The 19856-nt window shown below is 43.7% G+C and carries 17 protein-coding genes and 1 pseudogene; 13 read left to right on the top strand and 5 right to left on the bottom strand.

Features of this window, described 5'->3' with window-relative positions; all coding sequences use genetic code 11:
- Positions 1 to 5 precede the first annotated feature (5 nt).
- Genes F985_RS19765 through F985_RS19755 form a run of 3 tightly spaced genes read left to right on the top strand, consistent with a single transcriptional unit; the run spans position 6 to position 3918 of the window.
- Positions 6 to 341 carry a sarcosine oxidase subunit delta gene (locus F985_RS19765; RefSeq protein WP_004704293.1) on the top strand — a complete coding sequence of 112 codons (336 nt, stop codon included), beginning with the start codon at positions 6 to 8 and terminating at the stop codon, positions 339 to 341.
- Positions 338 to 3250 (top strand): glycine cleavage T C-terminal barrel domain-containing protein, encoded by a 2913-nt coding sequence (locus F985_RS19760; protein ID WP_004704292.1) that lies wholly within the window; start codon positions 338 to 340, stop codon positions 3248 to 3250. The genes F985_RS19765 and F985_RS19760 overlap by 4 nt, the downstream gene beginning before the upstream one ends.
- A 2-nt stretch (positions 3251 to 3252) precedes the next feature.
- Positions 3253 to 3918 (top strand): sarcosine oxidase subunit gamma, encoded by a 666-nt coding sequence (locus F985_RS19755; RefSeq protein ID WP_004704291.1) that lies wholly within the window; start codon positions 3253 to 3255, stop codon positions 3916 to 3918.
- Positions 3919 to 4538: 620 nt separating this feature from the next.
- On the opposite strand, the gene F985_RS19750 is transcribed toward F985_RS19755, so the two are convergent.
- The 4 genes from F985_RS19750 to F985_RS19735 form a co-directional block, all read right to left on the bottom strand.
- Entirely contained in the window at positions 4539 to 5690 is a 1152-nt protein-coding gene (locus F985_RS19750; RefSeq protein WP_004704290.1) for an IS4-like element ISAbe18 family transposase, read from the bottom strand.
- A gap of 133 nt (positions 5691 to 5823) precedes the next feature.
- Positions 5824 to 7137 (bottom strand): ammonium transporter, encoded by a 1314-nt coding sequence (locus tag F985_RS19745; protein ID WP_004704289.1) that lies wholly within the window; start codon positions 7135 to 7137, stop codon positions 5824 to 5826.
- A gap of 414 nt (positions 7138 to 7551) precedes the next feature.
- Complete coding sequence (locus F985_RS19740) at positions 7552 to 8865, bottom strand: ammonium transporter (RefSeq protein ID WP_004704288.1); 1314 nt, start codon at positions 8863 to 8865, stop codon at positions 7552 to 7554.
- Positions 8866 to 9169: 304 nt separating this feature from the next.
- Positions 9170 to 9769 carry a helix-turn-helix domain-containing protein gene (locus tag F985_RS19735; protein WP_004704287.1) on the bottom strand — a complete coding sequence of 200 codons (600 nt, stop codon included), beginning with the start codon at positions 9767 to 9769 and terminating at the stop codon, positions 9170 to 9172.
- A 294-nt stretch (positions 9770 to 10063) separates the two neighbouring features.
- Between F985_RS19735 and glnT the strand changes: the two genes are divergently transcribed.
- The 8 genes and pseudogenes from glnT to F985_RS19700 all read left to right on the top strand — a co-directional run.
- On the top strand, positions 10064 to 11461 hold the full coding sequence (gene glnT, locus F985_RS19730) for a type III glutamate--ammonia ligase (RefSeq protein ID WP_004704285.1): 1398 nt from the start codon (positions 10064 to 10066) through the stop codon (positions 11459 to 11461).
- A 66-nt stretch (positions 11462 to 11527) separates the two neighbouring features.
- Positions 11528 to 12442, top strand: a complete 915-nt coding sequence (locus F985_RS19725) for a class II glutamine amidotransferase (RefSeq protein ID WP_004704283.1) — start codon at positions 11528 to 11530, stop codon at positions 12440 to 12442.
- A 33-nt stretch (positions 12443 to 12475) separates the two neighbouring features.
- The gene (locus tag F985_RS19720; protein ID WP_004704281.1) at positions 12476 to 13201 is read left to right on the top strand and encodes a GltB/FmdC/FwdC-like GXGXG domain-containing protein; all 726 of its coding nucleotides are present in this window, start codon (positions 12476 to 12478) and stop codon (positions 13199 to 13201) included.
- 27 nt (positions 13202 to 13228) lie between these two features.
- Entirely contained in the window at positions 13229 to 14563 is a 1335-nt protein-coding gene (locus F985_RS19715; RefSeq protein ID WP_004704280.1) for an FMN-binding glutamate synthase family protein, read from the top strand.
- A 1001-nt stretch (positions 14564 to 15564) separates the two neighbouring features.
- Positions 15565 to 16764, top strand: a complete 1200-nt coding sequence (locus tag F985_RS19710; RefSeq protein ID WP_004704278.1) for a tyrosine-type recombinase/integrase — start codon at positions 15565 to 15567, stop codon at positions 16762 to 16764.
- A 45-nt stretch (positions 16765 to 16809) separates the two neighbouring features.
- Complete coding sequence (locus F985_RS0104685; protein ID WP_004704276.1) at positions 16810 to 17019, top strand: hypothetical protein; 210 nt, start codon at positions 16810 to 16812, stop codon at positions 17017 to 17019.
- A 371-nt stretch (positions 17020 to 17390) separates the two neighbouring features.
- Positions 17391 to 17606 carry a hypothetical protein gene (locus tag F985_RS25635; protein WP_004704274.1) on the top strand — a complete coding sequence of 72 codons (216 nt, stop codon included), beginning with the start codon at positions 17391 to 17393 and terminating at the stop codon, positions 17604 to 17606.
- Between the two features lie 60 nt (positions 17607 to 17666).
- Positions 17667 to 18347, top strand: a pseudogene (locus F985_RS19700) (helix-turn-helix domain-containing protein); the annotation flags it as partial.
- Positions 18348 to 18485: 138 nt separating this feature from the next.
- Here the strand turns inward: F985_RS19700 and F985_RS19695 are convergent.
- Positions 18486 to 18725, bottom strand: coding sequence for a helix-turn-helix domain-containing protein (locus F985_RS19695; protein WP_004704269.1), 240 nt, complete (start codon positions 18723 to 18725; stop codon positions 18486 to 18488).
- Between the two features lie 69 nt (positions 18726 to 18794).
- On the opposite strand from F985_RS19695, the gene F985_RS19690 reads away from it, so the two are divergent.
- On the top strand, positions 18795 to 19277 hold the full coding sequence (locus F985_RS19690; protein WP_228128587.1) for a hypothetical protein: 483 nt from the start codon (positions 18795 to 18797) through the stop codon (positions 19275 to 19277).
- A gap of 199 nt (positions 19278 to 19476) precedes the next feature.
- On the top strand, positions 19477 to 19740 hold the full coding sequence (locus F985_RS19685; protein WP_004704265.1) for a hypothetical protein: 264 nt from the start codon (positions 19477 to 19479) through the stop codon (positions 19738 to 19740).
- The last annotated feature ends 116 nt before the right edge of the window (positions 19741 to 19856 follow it).

The raw sequence follows: 19856 nt of genomic DNA, 5'->3' as shown, positions 1-19856 counted from the left end.
AACCCATGAAAATAATGATTTGTCCTTTAAATGGTCCAAGAAATATCAGTGAATTTAGTTATGGCGGCGAGCTGAAAACCATGCCGGACCAGAACACCTGCAGCAATGAAGAATGGGCAGATTATGTGTTCAATAAAAGCAATATTGCCGGTGTGGTACTGGAATGGTGGATGCATACCCCAAGCAGTTATTGGTTTATTGCCGAGCGCCATACAGTGAGCGATGAAATTCTGCGTACCTTTGATGCCAAGGAAATGTTTAGCCAGCGCATCGATTTTGAAAATCCGCCAGCTACAGAAAAAACAGCAGAACAGGCTGCTAAACAGGAGGTATCCGCATGAGCAATCTAGATTTAAACCGACTGCCTTTGCCGTATGGCATTTTGATTGACCGCAACCAGCCTGTGACTTTTCAGTTTGATCAGCAGACTTTTCAGGGCTATGCGGGCGACAGTATTGCCAGTGCCTTGATTGCCAATCAGCGCTGGATTATGTCGCGCTCTTTTAAATACCACCGTCCGCGTGCACCTTTAACCATGGCGGGACAAGATGCCAATACGCTGATTCAATTGCCGCAGGAGCCGAATGTACTGGCAGATAGCACCGAGATTGCAGCGCATCTGTCGGCAATGGGGCAAAACTATGCTGGCTCGTTAATGAAAGACAGCGATGCGTTTTTAGGCAAATTCTCAAAATTTATGCCTGTCGGCTTCTATTACCGCTCATTCTACAAGCCTAAAGGGGTCTGGAAGCTGTGGGAGACCATGATCCGTAAAAAAGCCGGGCTGGGGGTGCTGGATCTGAATTTTCAGCCTGAATACTATGACAAAGCCTATCTATTTACAGATATTGCCATTATTGGTGCCGGTCCGGCCGGCTTGCAGGCAGCGTTAACCGCCGCGAATGCCGGCATGAAAGTGTTGTTAATTGAACAGGATAAAATACTGGGTGGTAGCCTGCATTATGCGCGTTTTGATGCCGAGGGTAAAAAAGCCGCTGCATGTGCAGCCAAACTGATTGCGCAAGTAGAACAGCATGAAAACATTAGCGTGCTGAAACAAGCCATTTGTAATGCCTGGTTTACCGATCATTATTTACCGGTCATTCAAGGCAAGCGTATGTATAAAGTCCGTGCCAAGCAATGCATTGTGGCCAGCGGCAGTTTTGACCAGCCAGTGGTGTTCCGCAACAACGACTTGCCCGGTGTGCTGTTGACCAGTGCCGTACAGCGTCTGGTCAAACTGTATGGGGTACGGCCCGGCCAGAAAACGGTTATTTTAACCGGTAACGATGACGGCTATCTGGCCGCCCTAGATCTGGCCGAAGCCGGTATCTCTGTGGCCGCCCTAGTCGACATGCGCGCCGGTGCAGAAGATCCCGCTTTGCAAAAAGCGGTTGAACTGCACCACATTCCGGTCTATCTCAGCAGTACCGTGTATGAAGCCTTGCATAGCAAGGACATGCAGCATCTGACCGGAGTCGATATACGCAGTATTGTTGCAGAAGGCCAGGTGGGTACACACAGCAAGAAAATTGATTGTGATGTGCTGGCCATGTCATCCGGTTATATGCCGGTGTACCAGCTGCTGTGTCAAGCCGGTGCCAAACTGAACTATAACGACAAAAAGGCACAGTTCAGCATTTCCGGTTTACCTCAGGGATTGCACATTAGCGGCTCTGTTGCCGGTGTGCATCAGCTGGACAATGTTCTGCATGATGCAGTGCAAACCGCCACGGATGCAGTGAATGCCATTTTGGGCAATGCTGCTACAGCAGCGAAAAAACCTGTTGTCGAAGCAGCGGTGAATTTCCCATGGCCAATTTTCGCGCATCCTAAGGGCAAAGAATTTGTCGATTATGATGAAGACCTGCAAATCCGCGACATTATTAATGCCACCAAATCGGGCTACCGTGATGTACAGCTGGTCAAGCGTTTTTCTACTGTGGGTATGGGACCTTCTCAAGGCCGTCATTCAGCCTTGCCTACTGCGCGTCTCGTGGCAAAATATACAGACCGCACAGTGAGCGAAACCGGGGTGACGACCGCCCGTCCACCGTTCACTGCAGAAAAATTGGCGCATATTGCGGGACGCGGTTTTGATCCTTTCCGTCAGACCGCCATGCATCAACGCCATATTGAGGCCGGTGCACAAATGATGCCGGCAGGCAACTGGCAGCGTCCGGCCTATTATGGTGACGTCTCTGGCCGTTTGCAGCATATTGAAAACGAAGTGCGCAATGTACGTCAGAATGTCGGCATGATTGATGTATCTACTTTAGGCGGATTAGATCTTCGCGGGCCTGACAGCGGCGAGTTCCTCAACCGATTATATACCTTTGGTTTTGTAAAATTACCGGTGGGTAAAACCCGTTATGCAGTCATGACTGCCGAAGATGGCGTGGTGATAGACGATGGTGTTGCCGGGCGTTTAAGTGAAAACCACTTTTATGTTACCGCAACCACCAGTGGGGTAGACCGCATTTACCAGCAAATGCTGAAATGGAATGCGCAGTGGCGCTTAAATGTCGATATAGCCAATGTCACGTCGGCATTTGCGGCGGTGAATATTGCCGGTCCGAATTCCCGCAAAGTGCTGCAAAAGGTCTGTCAGGACGTGGACTTCAGTGCAGCAGCATTTCCCTACCTGGGTTTGCGCACCGGAACCATTCAGGGCATTGCTGTGCGTATCTTGCGCGTTGGCTTTGTAGGCGAATTGGGCTATGAAATTCACTTCCCTGCACGTTATGGCGAGTTCATGTGGGATCTGCTGATGCAGGCGGGTCAAGAGTTCTCCATGAAGCCTTTTGGGGTGGAAAGCCAGCGACTACTGCGTTTGGAAAAGGGTCATATCATTATCAGTCAGGATACCGATGGCATGTCGCATCCTAAAGAAGTGGACTTAGGCTGGGCTGTAGCGAAAAGCAAGCCATGGTTCGTGGGCAAGCGTTCCATTGCCATTTTGGAACAGCAGCCCATGAAACGCAAATTGGTGTCTTTTGTGCTGGACAAACAGCAGCAAAAACCGCTGGAAGGCCATATTGTGCTGAATGGCGACAAAATTACAGGAAACGTAACTTCGTGTGAATATTCACCCACTCTGGACCAAATTATTGGCATGGCGTATGTCGGTATCGAGCAAAGCGCAGTGGGCCAGCAGTTCCAGATTCGTGTGGAAAAAGGTGCAAGTGTCTACGCCACAGTAGTAAAAGCGCCTTTCTATGACCCTAATAATGCCCGTCAGGAGATCTGATCATGAGTATTTTACCTCAAGCAGAACGCAGTCCCATTCAAAAAACCTGTGCGGCCTATCAGTCTTATGGCGCAGGACGCATGTTTCTTGCAGGCGGTAAGTCCCAGCACATTCAGCAATGTGCAGTGGTGGATTTAACCAATATGCCACGCGTCGGTTTCCGGGGAACCGACAGTGCCAGCTATTTAACTGCAGCGGGTTTTAGATTGCCGGATGAACCCAATCGATTGTGTCATCAGGCCAATGGCAGCATTGTGGCACGGCTGTCTGCGACCGAATATTTAGTGCTGGGTGCAATGCAGGATTTTGGTGAAAGTATAGCCGCACTGGAACAGAGCTGGGAGCTGAGTGACCGCGCCAACTATCTGCTGCCGCGTCAGGATAGCCATGCCTGGATTCAGCTAACTGGGCAATCTGTGGCTTTCATCATGGCTAAGCTGTGTGCCGTCGATTTGTCCGCAGAAGCTTTTGCTGCAGGTCAGATTGCACAGACCTCGGTGGCGCGCATTAATGCTGTGGTGATGAATGTCAGCGATGCCCAGGCGCCGAAATTCAATCTCTTGTGTGACCGGGCTTCTGCACTGTATTTGTGGAATGTCCTGCTGGATGCCATTGCAGAATTTGATGGTCAGGCTGTCGGTATTGACGGGCTGCTCAGCATTGCATAAATAACAATTCTGTTTTCCCCCAACTGTAATCCCCCTGAATGGCTGTTAGCGTAAGCTGGCAGCCATTTGCTTTATGCCCTAGAGTCAGGACAGCAATCAACCTTTATCATAAGAGCGTACAGCCGCCCATTCCAGCACTATGCTTTTAAGCATTCACCATTTACTAAAGCATCGTTTTGATCAAGAAAAAAATTAAATGCTTCAAAGCAATAGGACGAAATCCGTCGTTTGTTCTTGCCACCATGGCTACATGATCGCGCTACCCGATTTCTCTATAATGATGACCCTGTATAGAAAATTTTCCTTGTGGTTTTTTGGGAATGTTCAGCAACCTATAGTGCTGGAGCACTCGGCATTCGATCATACAATCTCAAAGATGTGCTCTGGGAAATGACCGAAAGGAAGCCGTCAGCAAGCTATCTATCCCTGTTTTGCTCATAAGAGAGAATAATTGTTAACCCGTTGACAGGGTACTCAGCAGTTAAAATCCGCAGATGGACAGTAGCGGGATTTAATCCGCAAAGGGCAGCATAGCCATGTATGCAAATGATGCAAAGCGATGTTTATCCCAAGCCGCCATAAAAAAACAAGGGCCGAAGCCATTGCTGTCCCACAATTTTTCACAAGAGGAAGCTCATTTGAGCTTCCTGTTGTTTTATGGGTATTTTATCGGGTGAAAATAAAGCTTTTAAAGTTCTTCTTTCAAACAAATTCACTTGAATTATTCTGAGTAAACGTTGAACTGTCCAACCTGTTTTCCCTAAATGTTGAGCGAAACTCACCAATAAATAGGCGATCATCGCAATCCAGATTTGTGTCTGAATTGCGTTCCTGCTGCGGCCTAGAAACGCTTTTAATTTGAGATTCTGCTTAATCGCCTTAAAGAACAGCTCAACTTTCCAACGATCTTTATAAATCGCCGCAATGGTGGAGGCGGCTAAATGAAAGTTATTGCTGAGAAAGCTAAAGTGCTTGCCACTTTGCTGATCTCTATATTCAATTCTTCTTAACACTGGGGCTTTTCTTTTTAGGGCATGTGCGCTATTCAGCTGAATGGTTTCATCTTTTAGAATACCTTTGGATTCAAGCACTGGATGTTGCTGGATCACCTGATACACAGATTTAGGCCTAAAACGTGTGACAAATCCAATGTTTTGAGCAGTCAGATTTGCATACCATTGGTAATCGACATAGCCTTTATCAAAAACTACAATGCTGCCAGCAGGAAACTGGAATTTGCGGCCTTGTACCATGTCATTTTCTTTGCCATTTTCAACTGCAACAAACTCAGGAATATCATTGCTGTGATTCAATCCTATGCTGAGTTTCATGCTGGCTTTTGAGTCATGAACTTTGGCCCATTCACTTAAGGAAAGCGACAGGTCAATATGACTGGCATCCAAGGAATACAAGGGATTCTTAAAGCGAAATTTATGAGCTACTTTTGAGTGTTCATAGTATTTAAGCAACTTGTAAAATAGCTGTTGATACAAGGCAGCAGGCTGCTGCTCATTGATTCGTGCCAGCGTGCTTCGGGGAATAGATTTTGCTCCGAGATGACTTAGCTTTTCCTGTTGGCACTCCAAATTGGATTGAATATCTCTCAGACTTTGCCTACAAGAGAATTGAGACATCAATATGGCAATAAACTGATCCCACCGGGAAGCCGCTCTAAATTTCTGTCCAACATGGTGTACTTTAGCAAGTTGTTCAAAATCCTGTCGCACAACAGGTTTAATTAGCTCATGAAATACGGTATTCTGATGTGACAAAACCTGAATCCTGGTCGTTAAAGTGTTTGTTTGCACTCATATTTTAACTGTTAGGACTCAGGTTTTTTTATTTAAAGCAAACTATGGGACAGCAGTGGGGCCGAAGCCCTTGTTACTTGATTTTCCACGGCCTTTAATTATAAGCACGTTCGTTATGATCACTGACATCCAGGCCTTGTTGTTCCTGTTCTGCCGTGACACGTAGCCCCACGGTTTTATCAATGATTTTCAGCAAGATCCAGCTCAAGATGCCGACATAGGCAAAGGTCATCGCAATACTGGCCAGTTGTGCCAAGAATTGCGGGAGCAGGGAAATGCCTTCAACATTGCCGCCCAACTCCGGAATACAGAAAATACCGGTCAGCAGGAAGCCAACCATACCGCCAATGCCATGTAATGAAAATACATCCAGCGCGTCGTCTACGCCGAGCTTTTTCTTTAGTATCATAATCGCGTAATAGCTGGCCATACTGGTGAGCAGGCCAATCACAATTGCACCAAAAGGGCCAACATAAGCGGCCGCCGGGGTAATGCCCACCAAGCCGCCAATGGCACCTGAAGCCAGACCAAAGGCTGTGACATGGCCGGAATACATTTTTTCAGCAAACATCCAGCCGACAATACCACCGCAGGTTGCCAGCATGGTGGTCATCAAAATCAGTGCGGCTGAAGAATTGATGGCCAGAGCCGAACCCACGTTAAAACCGAACCAGCCGGCCCAGAGCAATGCTGCGCCAATCATCACAAATACTACATTGTGCGGCGGCATCGGCGTAGCAGGCCAGCCTTTACGTTTGCCCACCACTATGGCACCAACAAATGCCGTGACCCCGGCGGCAATATGTACCGCAGTACCGCCGGCAAAGTCCAATACTCCCCAGTTATGGAATAATGCACCTTTGCCGCCCCATACCATATGCGCCATTGGGCCATAGACCAGCACTATCCACAGAGATGAAAAAATAACCGTTGCCCGGAATTTCATTCTTTCCGCAAAGCCACCCAGTGCAATACACGGCGTTATCATGGCAAAGGTCATCAGGAACACAATCAAGATATATTCAGGAATGCCACCTGCCAGACTTTCTGCGGTGATGCCCTGCAGCATCAGTTTATCCAGGCCACCGACAATGCTGTTCAGGTTATAAACGCCCTCTTGCATATTAGTGGTATCGGTTGCCAGGCTATATACCCCGGCCACCCATAAAATGCCGACAATCCCGGCAATCGCAAAAAACTGGGTAAATAAAGACAGGATATTTTTGGCGCGGACCATACCGCCATAAAACAGCGCAAGTCCTGGAATAAACATCAGCAGGACAATAACAATAGAAACCATGAGCCATACAGTGGCAGGTCCATCAATCGTTCCCTCAGCGGCAAAAACTGCGCTAGGCGACAGCAGTACACTCAGCATGAGTAACTTCTTCACATTGTTCATTATCATGAATTGCTCCTGAATCTCATGAATATGGATTTACATTAGCTTGACCATTTTTTGGTGGGAATTGGTATTACTAAAGGGAATATTTCTTTCATGATTCAAGATGCAATTCTTATACCACTAGTCTGTAATTAATAATTATTTTATTATTTTTCAAGTATATATTTTTACTTAATTTACAGTTAAACGATCTATCATAATCATTTTAAAGCTAGGACGTCTATATCTCAAAAGAAGTAGTCCTTTAGCCATGGTCAGGTGTTTTCACCCCGGGAAAGCAGATGGGAATTGCCAGTCTCGGCATTGTACTTGCAAAAATAAAAGCAAATGCCCTGAAGCATTTGCTTGGTGAAGTTGAAGAATTTTAAATGGACTAAAATGAAATTTTAATTTATCAGTTGAAAGCTGGCCGTGGCGTTAATTGTTATATGCACGTTCGTTGTGATCGCTGACATCTAGACCGCGCTCTTCCTGTTCCGGGGTTACACGTAAACCGATGGTCTTATCGACGAACTTCATAATCAGCCAGGTCAGCACGCCACAATAAATTACGGTGAGTACAATACTGCCTGCCTGTGCAGCCAACTGGTTCAGCAGGGAAATGTCGGCCACTTTGCCGCCCAGTTGCGGGATGCAGAAAATACCGGTAAGCATACAGCCGACCATGCCGCCTATGCCATGCAGAGCAAAGACATCCAGGGCATCATCAATCCCCATTTTATGCTTCAGCTTGGTCACGGCATAAAAACAGCAGATGGCGGTGATAAAGCCGATCGCCAACGCACCAAAAGGTCCGACATAAGCTGCTGCAGGGGTAATGCCCACCAATCCGCCAATCGCACCTGAAGCCAGGCCCAAAGCCGTGACATGATGGGTATGCATTTTTTCAATCACCATCCAGCCTAAGATGCCGCCGCAGGTCGCCACCATAGTGGTCATCATGGCAATGGTGGCCGATGCATTTACCGCGAATGCAGAACCGACGTTAAAGCCGAACCAGCCTACCCATAAAAATGCTGCGCCGATCATGGTATAGACCACATTGTGCGGGGGAACGGGTGCAGCCGGCCAGCCTTTACGCTTGCCTAATACAATTGCGCCGACTAAGGCGGCAATGCCGGCATTAATATGCACCGCGGTACCGCCAGCAAAGTCCAGAACTCCCCAGGTGTGCATGATTGCACCTTCACCGCCCCAGACCATATGAGTCATTGGTCCATATACCAAAACCAGCCACAGAGCAGAAAACAACACCACCGCGCCAAACTTCATGCGTTCAGCAAAAGCACCTATGGCCAGACAGGGGGTAATGATTGCGAAAGTCATGCCAAAAATGATCAGAATATATTCAGGTACACCGCCCAGCAGAGTATTTTCATCAATACCCACCAGAAAGGCCTTATTTAAACTGCCGACAAAGCTGTAGAGATTGGTTACCCCTGCTTGCATATGGGTTTTGTCTGCACTCATGCTATAAACCACAGTCAGCCACAGTACACAAACCACGCCTGCCACAGCAAAAAACTGGGTATAAATGGACAGAATATTTTTGGCACGGACCATACCGCCATAAAACAGTGCCAAGCCGGGAACAAACATCAGCAGTACCAGCAGTGTGGACAGCATCATCCATACGGTGGAGGCGCTATCCAGATCAGTTTCACCTGCAAAGGCCAAGCCAGGCAGCAGCAGGATCGCTGCGACAATTCTTTTTAAATGATTTACCCACATAGGTTGTACTCCGGATTTTTTTACTAGGCTGTAAAGATCAATATCCCAAAATCAATTCGTTGCAATAATATATTCTTATTGGGAATATTTATTTATTTTTAAGCAAAGCAATTCTTATACCAGAGTTGAATTTTGATCTCTGCAACAGCGGAGGACTGTTGTCGTAAAGGAGGGGGCTGTTGAGATGGCGAAGGGGCAATAAGGGTAGGGCAAGATAAACTTTGATACGCTACCGCACGGTTTATTCGAAGCATATAAACAAAAAAGATGGCACTGCCATCTTTTTTATAAAAACAGGGCCGCTTTATTCGGCCTGGTTATCCCCATAGTTCACCATAGAGATCAAACGGATCGGGACTTTAATCAGTTGTTCTGGGCCATGCGGAATTTCACCATCTAAAGTCAAGCAGTCGCCTGGCTGCATATGAAATACTTCATCGCCATGACGGTACATGATTTCACCTTCAATCAGATACAGCATCTCTGTTCCCGGGTGGGCAAAGGTGGGAAATTCTTCGCTGGCATCATCCATGCTGACCAAATAGGCTTCAAAGTTTTTGCGCGGCCCGCGAGAATGGGTCAGCAGATGATACGTATGCCCTTTTTCGGTACCACGACGCACCACCTCCATTCCTTCGCCTGATTTCACAATCATTGCCCGGCTTTCCTGATGGTCATATTGACTGAATAAGGTGGATAAGGGGATTCCCAGTACTTCACATAGGCGGCTTAGCGTTTCAAGGCTGGTCGAGACCTGGGCATTCTCAATTTTACTCAGCATACCCTGACTGATTTCAGCAGTCTGTGCGACTTCCGCCAGTTTCAAGCCCTGTTCCTGACGGCAGCGTTTGATTTGAATGCCAATGTACTGTTCCAGTTTAAGGCTGTTCTTGTTTTGTCTCATTATGGATCAACTCGCACTGTTTTGAATCTAAATTCTGCTGACTCTTAATCAAAATTAAAAAGCAGCCCCGATGTGGAATGAAAGTATTATCTTATGAAACTTTTATTCTCTTTAGGAATATTAAGGCTTTTAGGCCCCAAGCACAAATTTTTTAACCGATCTAAAAAAGTTGGCAAGAGAATTGCTTTCTCTTTAGGAAAGAAAGTTTCTTCTGCTGAATAATACATTGAATCAAATATCTGTGCATTATTCGAGCCAAATATCATTTTTTGTCATATCGGGAGTATGTCAAATATGTTCCAGCAGGCCATCGTAAAAGAGTTCTTTGAAGAAGAACAGGACATCATTAGCAAGCCCAAGTACCGTGCAGAAGTACAGAAAGTCATTGATGATCATCAATTAAAATATGTATTGGCTCAGTTTGTCGATATTCATGGGTCAGCAAAAACGAAATCTGTACCGATTTCGGGTCTCAAAGCCATTGAAGGTGCAGGGGTAGGTTTTGCCGGTTTTGCCATTTCAGGGATGGGAATGCAGCCGCATGGTCCAGACTTTATGGTGAAAGGTGATTTATCTTCTTTAACACCGGTACCCTGGCAGCCCGGTTATGGCCGTGTGGTCTGTGAGGGCTATGTCAACGGCAAACCGCATCCCTACGATTCTCGCTATGTACTGCGCAAACAAGTTGAGCGCCTGTCGGCTAAAGGCTGGACCCTCAATACCGGCCTGGAACCTGAATTCAGCTTGTTCCGCCGTGGTGAAGACGGCAAACTGAAAGCAGTCGATGAGTCAGACAATCTGGACAAGCCCTGCTATGACTATAAAGGTCTATCCCGTTCACGCCAGTTCCTGGAACGGATTACCGAGGCTTTAATTCCAGTCGGTTTTGATATTTACCAAATTGACCATGAAGATGCAAACGGCCAGTTTGAGATTAACTATACCTATAGTGATGCCATGAACTCGGCGGATATGTTCACGTTCTTCCGTATGGCGGCCGGTGAAATTGCCAATGATTTGGGCATGGTCTGTTCATTTATGCCCAAGCCAGACCCGAAACGTGCCGGCAATGGCATGCATTTCCACTTGTCGATAGGCAGTGCAGAATCCAGCAACCTATTTAATGATGACAGTGATCCGCAAGGCATGGGCTTGTCAAAAATGGCCTATCACTTTATTGCAGGGTTGCTTGAGCATGGTCCGGCCCTGTGTGCCTTCTGTGCCCCAACTGTGAACTCATATAAGCGCCTGGTGGTGGGTCGCTCCCTTTCAGGTTCGACCTGGGCACCGGCATTTATTGCCTATGGTTCAAATAACCGCTCCGCCATGGTTCGTATCCCTTATGGCCGTATTGAACTGCGTTTGCCGGATGCCGGTTGCAACCCTTATTTGGTTTCTGCAGCGATTATTGCTGCCGGCTTAGACGGTATTGAACGTGAACTGACCCCGCCACCTGCATGCAATGAAAACCTGTATACCTTGAGTTTGGAAGAAATTGCTGCACGTGGTATTGGCACCCTGCCTCAATCCCTGAAAGAAGCTGTCGAGGCTCTAAAAGCAGATCCGCTGTTTAGAGAAACTCTCGGTGCTGAAATAGTTGACGAATTCATCCTGCAAAAAAGCATGGAATGGGTTGAATACAGCCGCCATGTTTCAGATTGGGAAATTCAGCGCTATACCGAATTTTTCTAAACTTTATTTTCACCCCATAGCGTCCCTAGGACATGAATTAAAAAGAGCATTTAGCGGAGAACAATTATGTGCGGAATCGTAGGCTTATACTTAAAAAATCCAGCTTTGGAATCACAACTCGGTAAACTGTTTGAACCGATGCTGGAGTCGATGACCGGGCGTGGTCCTGACAGCGCAGGCTTTGCCATTTATGGTGACGAAGTGTCTGAGGGCTGGGTCAAACTCACCTTGCAGTCGGTTGAAGATGAATTTGACTGGTCTGCATTTGCAGAAGCACTGAAAGCGGAACTGAACACCGACATGGACTGGTTCCAAAACGCCACGGCTGCAGTCATTAAAGCAAAATCTGATGAACAAACAGTGCGCGCGGCGATTGGCAAAATTGCCCCACAGCTCAAGATCATGAGTGTCGGTCAAAGTATTGAAATTCTTAAAGGTATGGGTTTGCCGGTCGAAATTTCTGAGCGTTTCGGTTTAGCGAATATGAAAGGCAGTCACATTATCGGTCATACCCGGATGGCCACTGAAAGTGCAGTGACTATGGAAGGCAGTCATCCATTTTCTACCGGCGCTGATTTATGTTTAGTGCATAACGGTTCTCTGTCTAATCATGCCCGTTTACGCCAGGAGTTAAAACGTGAAGGCATCAGCTTTGAAACAGATAACGATACCGAAGTGGCTGCAGGCTATCTGACTTGGCGTTTACAGCAAGGGGATTCTCTGGCAGAAGCACTGAACAACGCATTGGATGATCTGGACGGTTTCTTTACCTTTGCCATTGGCACCAAAAACGGTTTTGCCGTGATCCGTGATCCGATTGCCTGTAAACCGGCAGTGTTGGCAGAAACCGATGACTATGTGGCCATGGCCTCCGAATATCAAGCCTTGGCATCATTGCCGAATATTGACAAAGCCAAGGTTTGGGAACCAGAACCAGCCACCTTATATGTTTGGCAACGCAGTGCAGATCAAGCCGCCTAAGAATGACCCAGAATAGAAAACAGGAATAACCCTATGAATACAGCATTTGCAGAAAAAATCAGCACTTCAATTTTAAAAGATGAATTTGATTTAAGCGTAGACAGCATCCGTGATTTAAACCAGGCCCTGCATAGCAAAGAACTGACCGACAGCATTGTAGACTGGAAAGTCAGCAATCCAGGCGGCCAGCATAATATTGCAGTTGGCATTAAAGCCCCTGTGAATGTCACCATTGACGGCCATGCCGGATATTACTGCGCCGGCATGAATCAAGAAGCTCATGTCATCGTCAACGGTAATGTTGGGGTGGGCGTAGCTGAAAATATGATGTCAGGTTCAGTGTATATCAAAGGCAATGCCTCTCAAGCAGCAGGCGCAACAGCGCATGGTGGTCTGCTGGTCATTGAAGGGGATGCTGGGGCACGCTGTGGCATTTCAATGAAAGGCGTCGATATTGTGGTAGGCGGCAGTATTGGACACATGAGCTGCTTCATGGGACAGGCTGGCCGTCTGGTGGTTTGTGGTGATGCAGGCGACGCGTTGGGCGACTCGCTGTATGAAACCAGAATTTATGTCAAAGGTGTGGTGAAGTCTCTAGGTTCAGACTGTATTGAAAAAGAAATGCGTCAGGAACATCTGGCAGAACTGGCAGAACTGCTGTCTAAAGCCGGATTTGATGAAGATCCTGCTTCTTTCAAACGTTATGGTTCGGCACGCCAACTGTACAACTTCAAAGTCGACAATGCATCTGCATACTAATCAAGCGTAATAATGGAGCAATCAATCATGACTCAAACTATCCAAGAATTTGAACCCGTGTTACGTGAATCTGCAACGTTTGACCGTTTAACCATTCAAGAAATCCAGCGTGCAGCGGCAACCGGCATCTATGACATCCGTGGCGGTGGTACCAAACGTAAAGTGCCACACTTTGATGATTTGCTGCTGCTTGGTGCAAGCATGTCACGCTACCCGCTGGAAGGCTATCGTGAAAAATGCGGTACTGATGTGGTACTGGGTACACGCTTTGCGAAAAAACCGATTCATTTAAAAATTCCTGTAACGATTGCCGGTATGAGCTTTGGTGCATTATCTGCCAATGCCAAAGAATCTTTAGGCCGCGGTGCCTCTATGGTCGGCACATCTACCACCACCGGTGACGGTGGCATGACCCCTGAAGAACGTGGTCATTCGCAAACATTGGTGTATCAATATTTGCCATCACGCTACGGCATGAATCCTGACGATTTGCGTAAAGCAGATGCGATTGAAATCGTACTCGGACAAGGCGCTAAACCCGGCGGTGGCGGTATGCTGCTGGGCATGAAAGTGACGGAACGTGTGGCAGGCATGCGTACTTTGCCAGTGGGTGTCGATCAGCGCAGTGCTTGCCGTCATCCGGACTGGACGGGTCCAGATGACTTGGCAATTAAAATTGCCGAAATCCGTGAAATCACCGATTGGGAAAAGCCAATTTATGTCAAAATCGGGGCCAGCCGTCCATATTATGACGTAAAACTGGCGGTGAAAGCGGGTGCAGATGTGATCGTGCTGGATGGTATGCAAGGCGGTACAGCAGCGACCCAGGAAGTATTTATTGAGCACGTCGGTATTCCTATTCTTCCTGCCATTCCGCAAGCGGTACAAGCCTTGCAGGAAATGGGCATGCACCGTAAGGTTCAGCTGATTGTTTCTGGTGGTATCCGCACAGGTGCCGATGTGGCCAAAGCGATGGCATTGGGAGCAGATGCGGTAGCAATTGGTACAGCAGCGCTGATTGCGCTCGGAGATAACCATCCGCGTCTAGATAAAGAACTGAAAGAAATTGGTTCAGCAGCGGGTTATTATGATGACTGGCAAAATGGCCGTGACCCTGCAGGGATTACGACCCAGGATCCAGAACTATCAAAACGTCTCGATCCGGTTGAAGGTGGACGCCATTTGGCCAATTACCTGCGTGTTTTAGTCTTGGAAGCACAAACCATGGCACGTGCCTGCGGTAAATCGCATTTGCATAATCTGGATCCGGAAGATCTGGTGGCACTGAATGTCGAGGCGGCGGCAATGGCTCGTGTACCGCTTGCTGGAACCAATTGGATTCCAGGTCAAACGCAGTATTAATAAACCCTCATCAGATGGAGATGATGCATCTCCATCTGATGATCTCATCGATAACCTGATTTAAATCTTGCAAGGTTGCTGAAACTTATTAGATTAAATCTTTTTTAAATATTTTATTTGTAATAAATACAATTACATAGATAAATATTTCTCCATCAGGTCATTTGCAATGATCTTGGCCCATTTATTTTAAAATAAGAATTTTCCAAATTTAGTCATATTTCAAGACTGATTTTTAAGCCACAGGAACATACAGGGAAGGATAAAATTTCTATCTATCCTCATACAGATGTTTATCTTGCATGTAATAAATCAATATTCTGTTCAATCCGGCTTTGAATCATATGGAGCATTTCTGATCGAATCTGCTCAGTCAACAGATCATCCGCGATCTGATTGAATTAGTGCACAACCTCTCAGAAATCGAAATCACAATTTCATCGGCGACTGGCACAGAAAAGCTCGGCTTGCCAAGAACCCCGTTTGACCATCACTGGTTGGCTAAGATCCAGCGCCTTATCATAATCTCCATTTGCTGATATCCAGCGGGATCTTCACAGAAAGTGACATCGTAAGCGGCTTAAAGCCGTCCAAGGTTTTAGGCTGTATTATCCCCTGTAATAGCCTCCCTAGAACGGTTGCCAAATTCAGTGGTTCTTTGCCAATATTCTATTCATTCACATCATACTCCTGTTGCCTGACCGTTTGACTGTCTTATTGTCTTCGTTGGGGGGGCATATTTGGATACATAAAAAACTCGCTGATCAAGTTAATTTAACTCTTTCTCGGCATTAAATTCCTAGAGCAGCAGTTTCAGATATCTTGCAAGTAATATTGGTGGTACTTAAGCTGGTAACTAAAAATGAAATACTAAAAATTAAATTAATATAAAACAATAAATTAAAAAATAGTATGATGCGTATGGTACGCATCATATATAAAGCGTTCTATTTTGATATAATTGATGCAATCAATCCTCTGATAGGTTTTATTTAAATTTCATGAGTCTTACTGAAATTAAAGTTCGCCAAGCTCATTGCAAGGAAAAAACGCGTTTTTTATCCGATGAAGATGGACTTAGCCTGAAGATTGAGCCGAATGGAAGGAAATCCTGGTGCTATCGTTATACAGATCCACTAACCAAAAAACGTCGACGCATTCAGTTAGGTCTTTATCCTGATTTATCGCTGAAAAAGGCACGACAAGTCAGAGATGACTTTAAAGACAATAATTTCTGTTTTGAACATGATACTGCCTCTAATCTTATCACCTTTGGTAAGTTCGGGGAGGAGTGGTTACAGTTCAAACTGAAGAATGCCTTCAACGATCTACCCCGCTGTGGTGTACTACAGTTAGCAGAAAGATGCTTACAGCAAGATATTTATCCAGACCTTCAGGATTTACCTTTTCAAAACATCAAGCGCTATGACCTGGTTTCAGTAATCAAAAAAATAGAGGGACGCCAAGTAAAAGAACCTGTCAAAAAAGCTTGTAGTTATTTGAACCAAATTTATGACTACGCTGTAGCGATGGGTTATTGTGAGTTCAACATCGCTCATGGTTTAAATAAAATCACCATTAACAGCAAAATCAAGAAAAATTATCCGTATTTGAAAGCGGAGGAAATATCTGATTTTAAGAATAAATTACAAAAATTGGATGCCCATCCCATTATTAAAAAAGCACTGATGTTCAAATTACATACTGGCGTGCGAGGGGCTGAATTGTTATTGGCTGAGCCTCATTATTTTGATTTAAATGAAAAAATCTGGAAAATACCTGCCTTGCATATTAAACAGTTTCGACGAAAAGTCATATTAGGCCATGAGATTCCAGATTTTTTAGTTCCACTTTCAAATCAGGCTTTAGAGATTTTGAAAGACGTCATGCAGTGGTCATACGGTGAAAAATACCTTTTTGCTAGCCCTCGCAAACACAATCAACCGATTCATTTTAATACTCTAAATATGGCCATACGTAAGATGGGGTATGGCAAACATCAACTATCTTCTCATGGATTACGTTCTACTTTTAGTACCATTTTGAATGACTCAGGTTTGTTCCAAGATAATTGGATTGAGGCACAACTTTCACATATTGATAAGAACCGTACCCGTGCCAGCTATAATCACGCTGACTATTTAGCTCAACGGACTGAAATGATGCAGTGGTGGGGTGATTATTTAAGTACTAGTAAGTGAAAATCGTACTTTTATACATAAACTTAAAACATGATGGGGTGTTAAATGGATAGCAAACAATATACTTACCGTGTTATATGGTCAGCAGAAGATAATGAATATGTTGGATTGTGTGCTGAGTTTCCATTATTGTCTTGGCTTGATGCGGATCAGCCTAAAGCGCTTTCAGGAATAGTAGAGCTCATTGCTGATGTTGTCGATGATATGATTAGCAAGAATGAAAAAGTTCCTGCATCACTTTCCGAGAGAATATAGCTGGCTGTTTGTATGTCATCATAGTTAATCAAAAACTAGCCTTTGAAGCGACTGAATGACCTATGTAATTTTAGTCTGTGCTAGTGGTCTATTAGGATCGGCTTGTCTGATAGACCAGAAATAAGAATTCATGCTCCATATATTCAGTTCAATAAATCGTATAATTTTTAATTCATTGATATTTTTATGGAAAAACTTTCTTTGGTTTAGAGCTTTTATATTTAAAAAATAAATTTTAAAAACAACTTAGGCTAATTGATAAACACTATCTGGAAAGATTAAAAGAAAATATTTTTTAATTTCTGCTAATTCATTTAAAACAGGTTCCCTGTCAAGCAGTTGAAATGTCCAAATAAGTACAGCCTGATGATTTGCCAATAGGTGATCTTGATGAGCATCAGATCGAATATGAAACCCTAATTTTAGAAAAGTGCCGTAAAGAGTTCTGTGCGGGTTATGCGGAAGCCTACTTAGCTGAAAATGGATTAACACTCGATGATATTAGTCTGCGAGGGCGTGATGTTTCAGAACAATACAATAAAGCGATTAATCATAAAGAATTTAAGTACGGGGAATATAATGTGTGAAAATTGAGACTTCTACTGACATTTTGGTAAATTTTATATCATGTCAAAGGAGTTTCAATTTTGAGTACAAAAGCCCAACGGGAAATTGCCCATAAATTAAAAGTGTTTGCTCATGCTGAACAAAATGGCAATGTTGCATTGACTTGTCGATATTTTGGTATTTCACGAGATACTTTTTATCGTTGGAAGAAGAATTATAAATCCAAAGGAGAGATAGGATTAGTCAACAGTAAGCCATGCCCACAGAACCCTAAATTACGCACCCCTGCTGAGATCGAAGAGAAGATTATTCATTTACGTCAACACTATCATTTTGGACGGCTACGGATCAGTTGGTATTTATGGCGTTATCACCAAATTAAGATTTCAGCAGCTGGCGTATACCATGTTTTAAAACGGCATGGCATGAATCGGTTACCCCAAAATCAGCGTAAACGTTCTATTCCTACTCATCAACGTTATGAAAAACAAGTACCAGGGCATCATGTGCAAGTTGATGTAAAGTTTCTTTTTTTTAAAGATCAGAAGGGAAAACAGGTCAAACGCTATCAATATACCGCTATTGATGATGCAACTAGAATTAGGGCATTAAAGATTTACGATAGACATAATCAAGCCAATGCTATTGATTTCGTCAATGATGTGATAGACAAATTTCCTTTCCGTATCCATACCATTCAGACTGATAACGGTCATGAATTTCAATCCAAATTCCATTGGCATCTGAATGATCTGGCTGTGATTTACAAACAACTATGCGACATTACAAACAACTATGCGACAAAGTACTCTGTAATACTGCGCATTGAAGCTTTAAAGCTTAATTTTTAGAGGCTAATATTAAGTTTGAAGACAAAAAGAAATCTTATCTAATTAAAATTAATATTTTTCTAATTTTGAAATTTTAATAAATTCTGAAAATTGTATATCAAGGACTTTTAGCCAGTCATGTAATTCAATTACGTCCAATCTACGATCTAAATTTTCTACTTTAGCAACATACGACTGATGTTTTTTTAGAAATGAAGCTACTTCTACCTGAGTTATATTTTTTTCCTCACGTAAAGATATTAAACATTGTATTAGACCAATATATCTAGGGTCATGTATTGAGGTCATAACCGAAGATGGTGTACTATTTTAAAAAATATCCCAAAATAGGATATTAATTGTTACTTGATGGTAGAAATGACGAAAAGACAAATTCTGCAAAGATTGTTTTTACGTTTCCTTATGAAAAATTCTTTTCATAAATTGGCGTTCACAGAAATATGGTCGTTATTTGTAGGCCATAACAGCTATTTAAATAACGATGAAAACTTTGAAGTAGTTCATAGCTTTTTTATTCATCATTTAGTAAAGGAGTACTTTATTGTGGATTCTATAAATATTCCCCAAAAATACACTTCTAAATATCATGCATATCAAATCAAGAAGATTTGTTTACCTGTGGAATTACAAGAGCCTTATGTATCTATTTGTGAGAAGACTAATCAACTTAATAAAGCACTACAGCAAAATGAGCTCGAAATTGAATATCTTAACGAGTGTTTTAATGAATTTCCTAGTATTAGATTTCAGATTGAACTTTTAATTCAAAAGAAGAAAGATTATCAATTTTCACTTCAATCAAAAGTAAACGTATTAAAGGAGTTAATACAAACTTTCTAAATTATACATTGCCACTTCATTATATTTGAAAATCATTATAAAAAATAATAAATTAAATAAATATAAACTTATTAACAGATAGTTAATTAAGAGAATACTTTCTTGTTAGGTTGAGAATATCTTGTGCTCTTCTTAAGCGTTAAGTTGGGAATTTACTGGCTAAATATATTTTTATTATCAATATTTTGGAGTGTTAACCTTGAGCACTAATAATTCTCTACAAATGAAAACCACACAATGTATAACGTGTGATATTTGTGACCAGCCAACTCCAATCAATTATGGTGTACTGAAAGCAGATTGGGATCCGAACACCGATGATAAGAAAGATAAATATGAAGTTCGTCTATGTAAATCCTGCTTCTTAGGGACACTTTCTTATTTAAAAAATCAGAAAAAATTAAATCACTTATTTGATGAAAACTTTGACTTTAACCAATTAGATAATCTTGGCTTAAGTTAAATGAATAGTCAAAGTTGATATTGTTATTCACCAATTAAAATGTCTATGCGATAAACCATTTAAAATGTCCTGTTTTTAACCACAAGAGTCAAGCACAGGATTTAACTTTCTTTGTT

The sequence above is a fragment of the Acinetobacter seifertii genome (genome assembly GCF_000368065.1).
GTDB lineage: Bacteria > Pseudomonadota > Gammaproteobacteria > Pseudomonadales > Moraxellaceae > Acinetobacter > Acinetobacter seifertii.
Note: the sequence above shows the minus strand (reverse complement) of the source record. Positions and strands in the feature narration are given on the sequence as shown.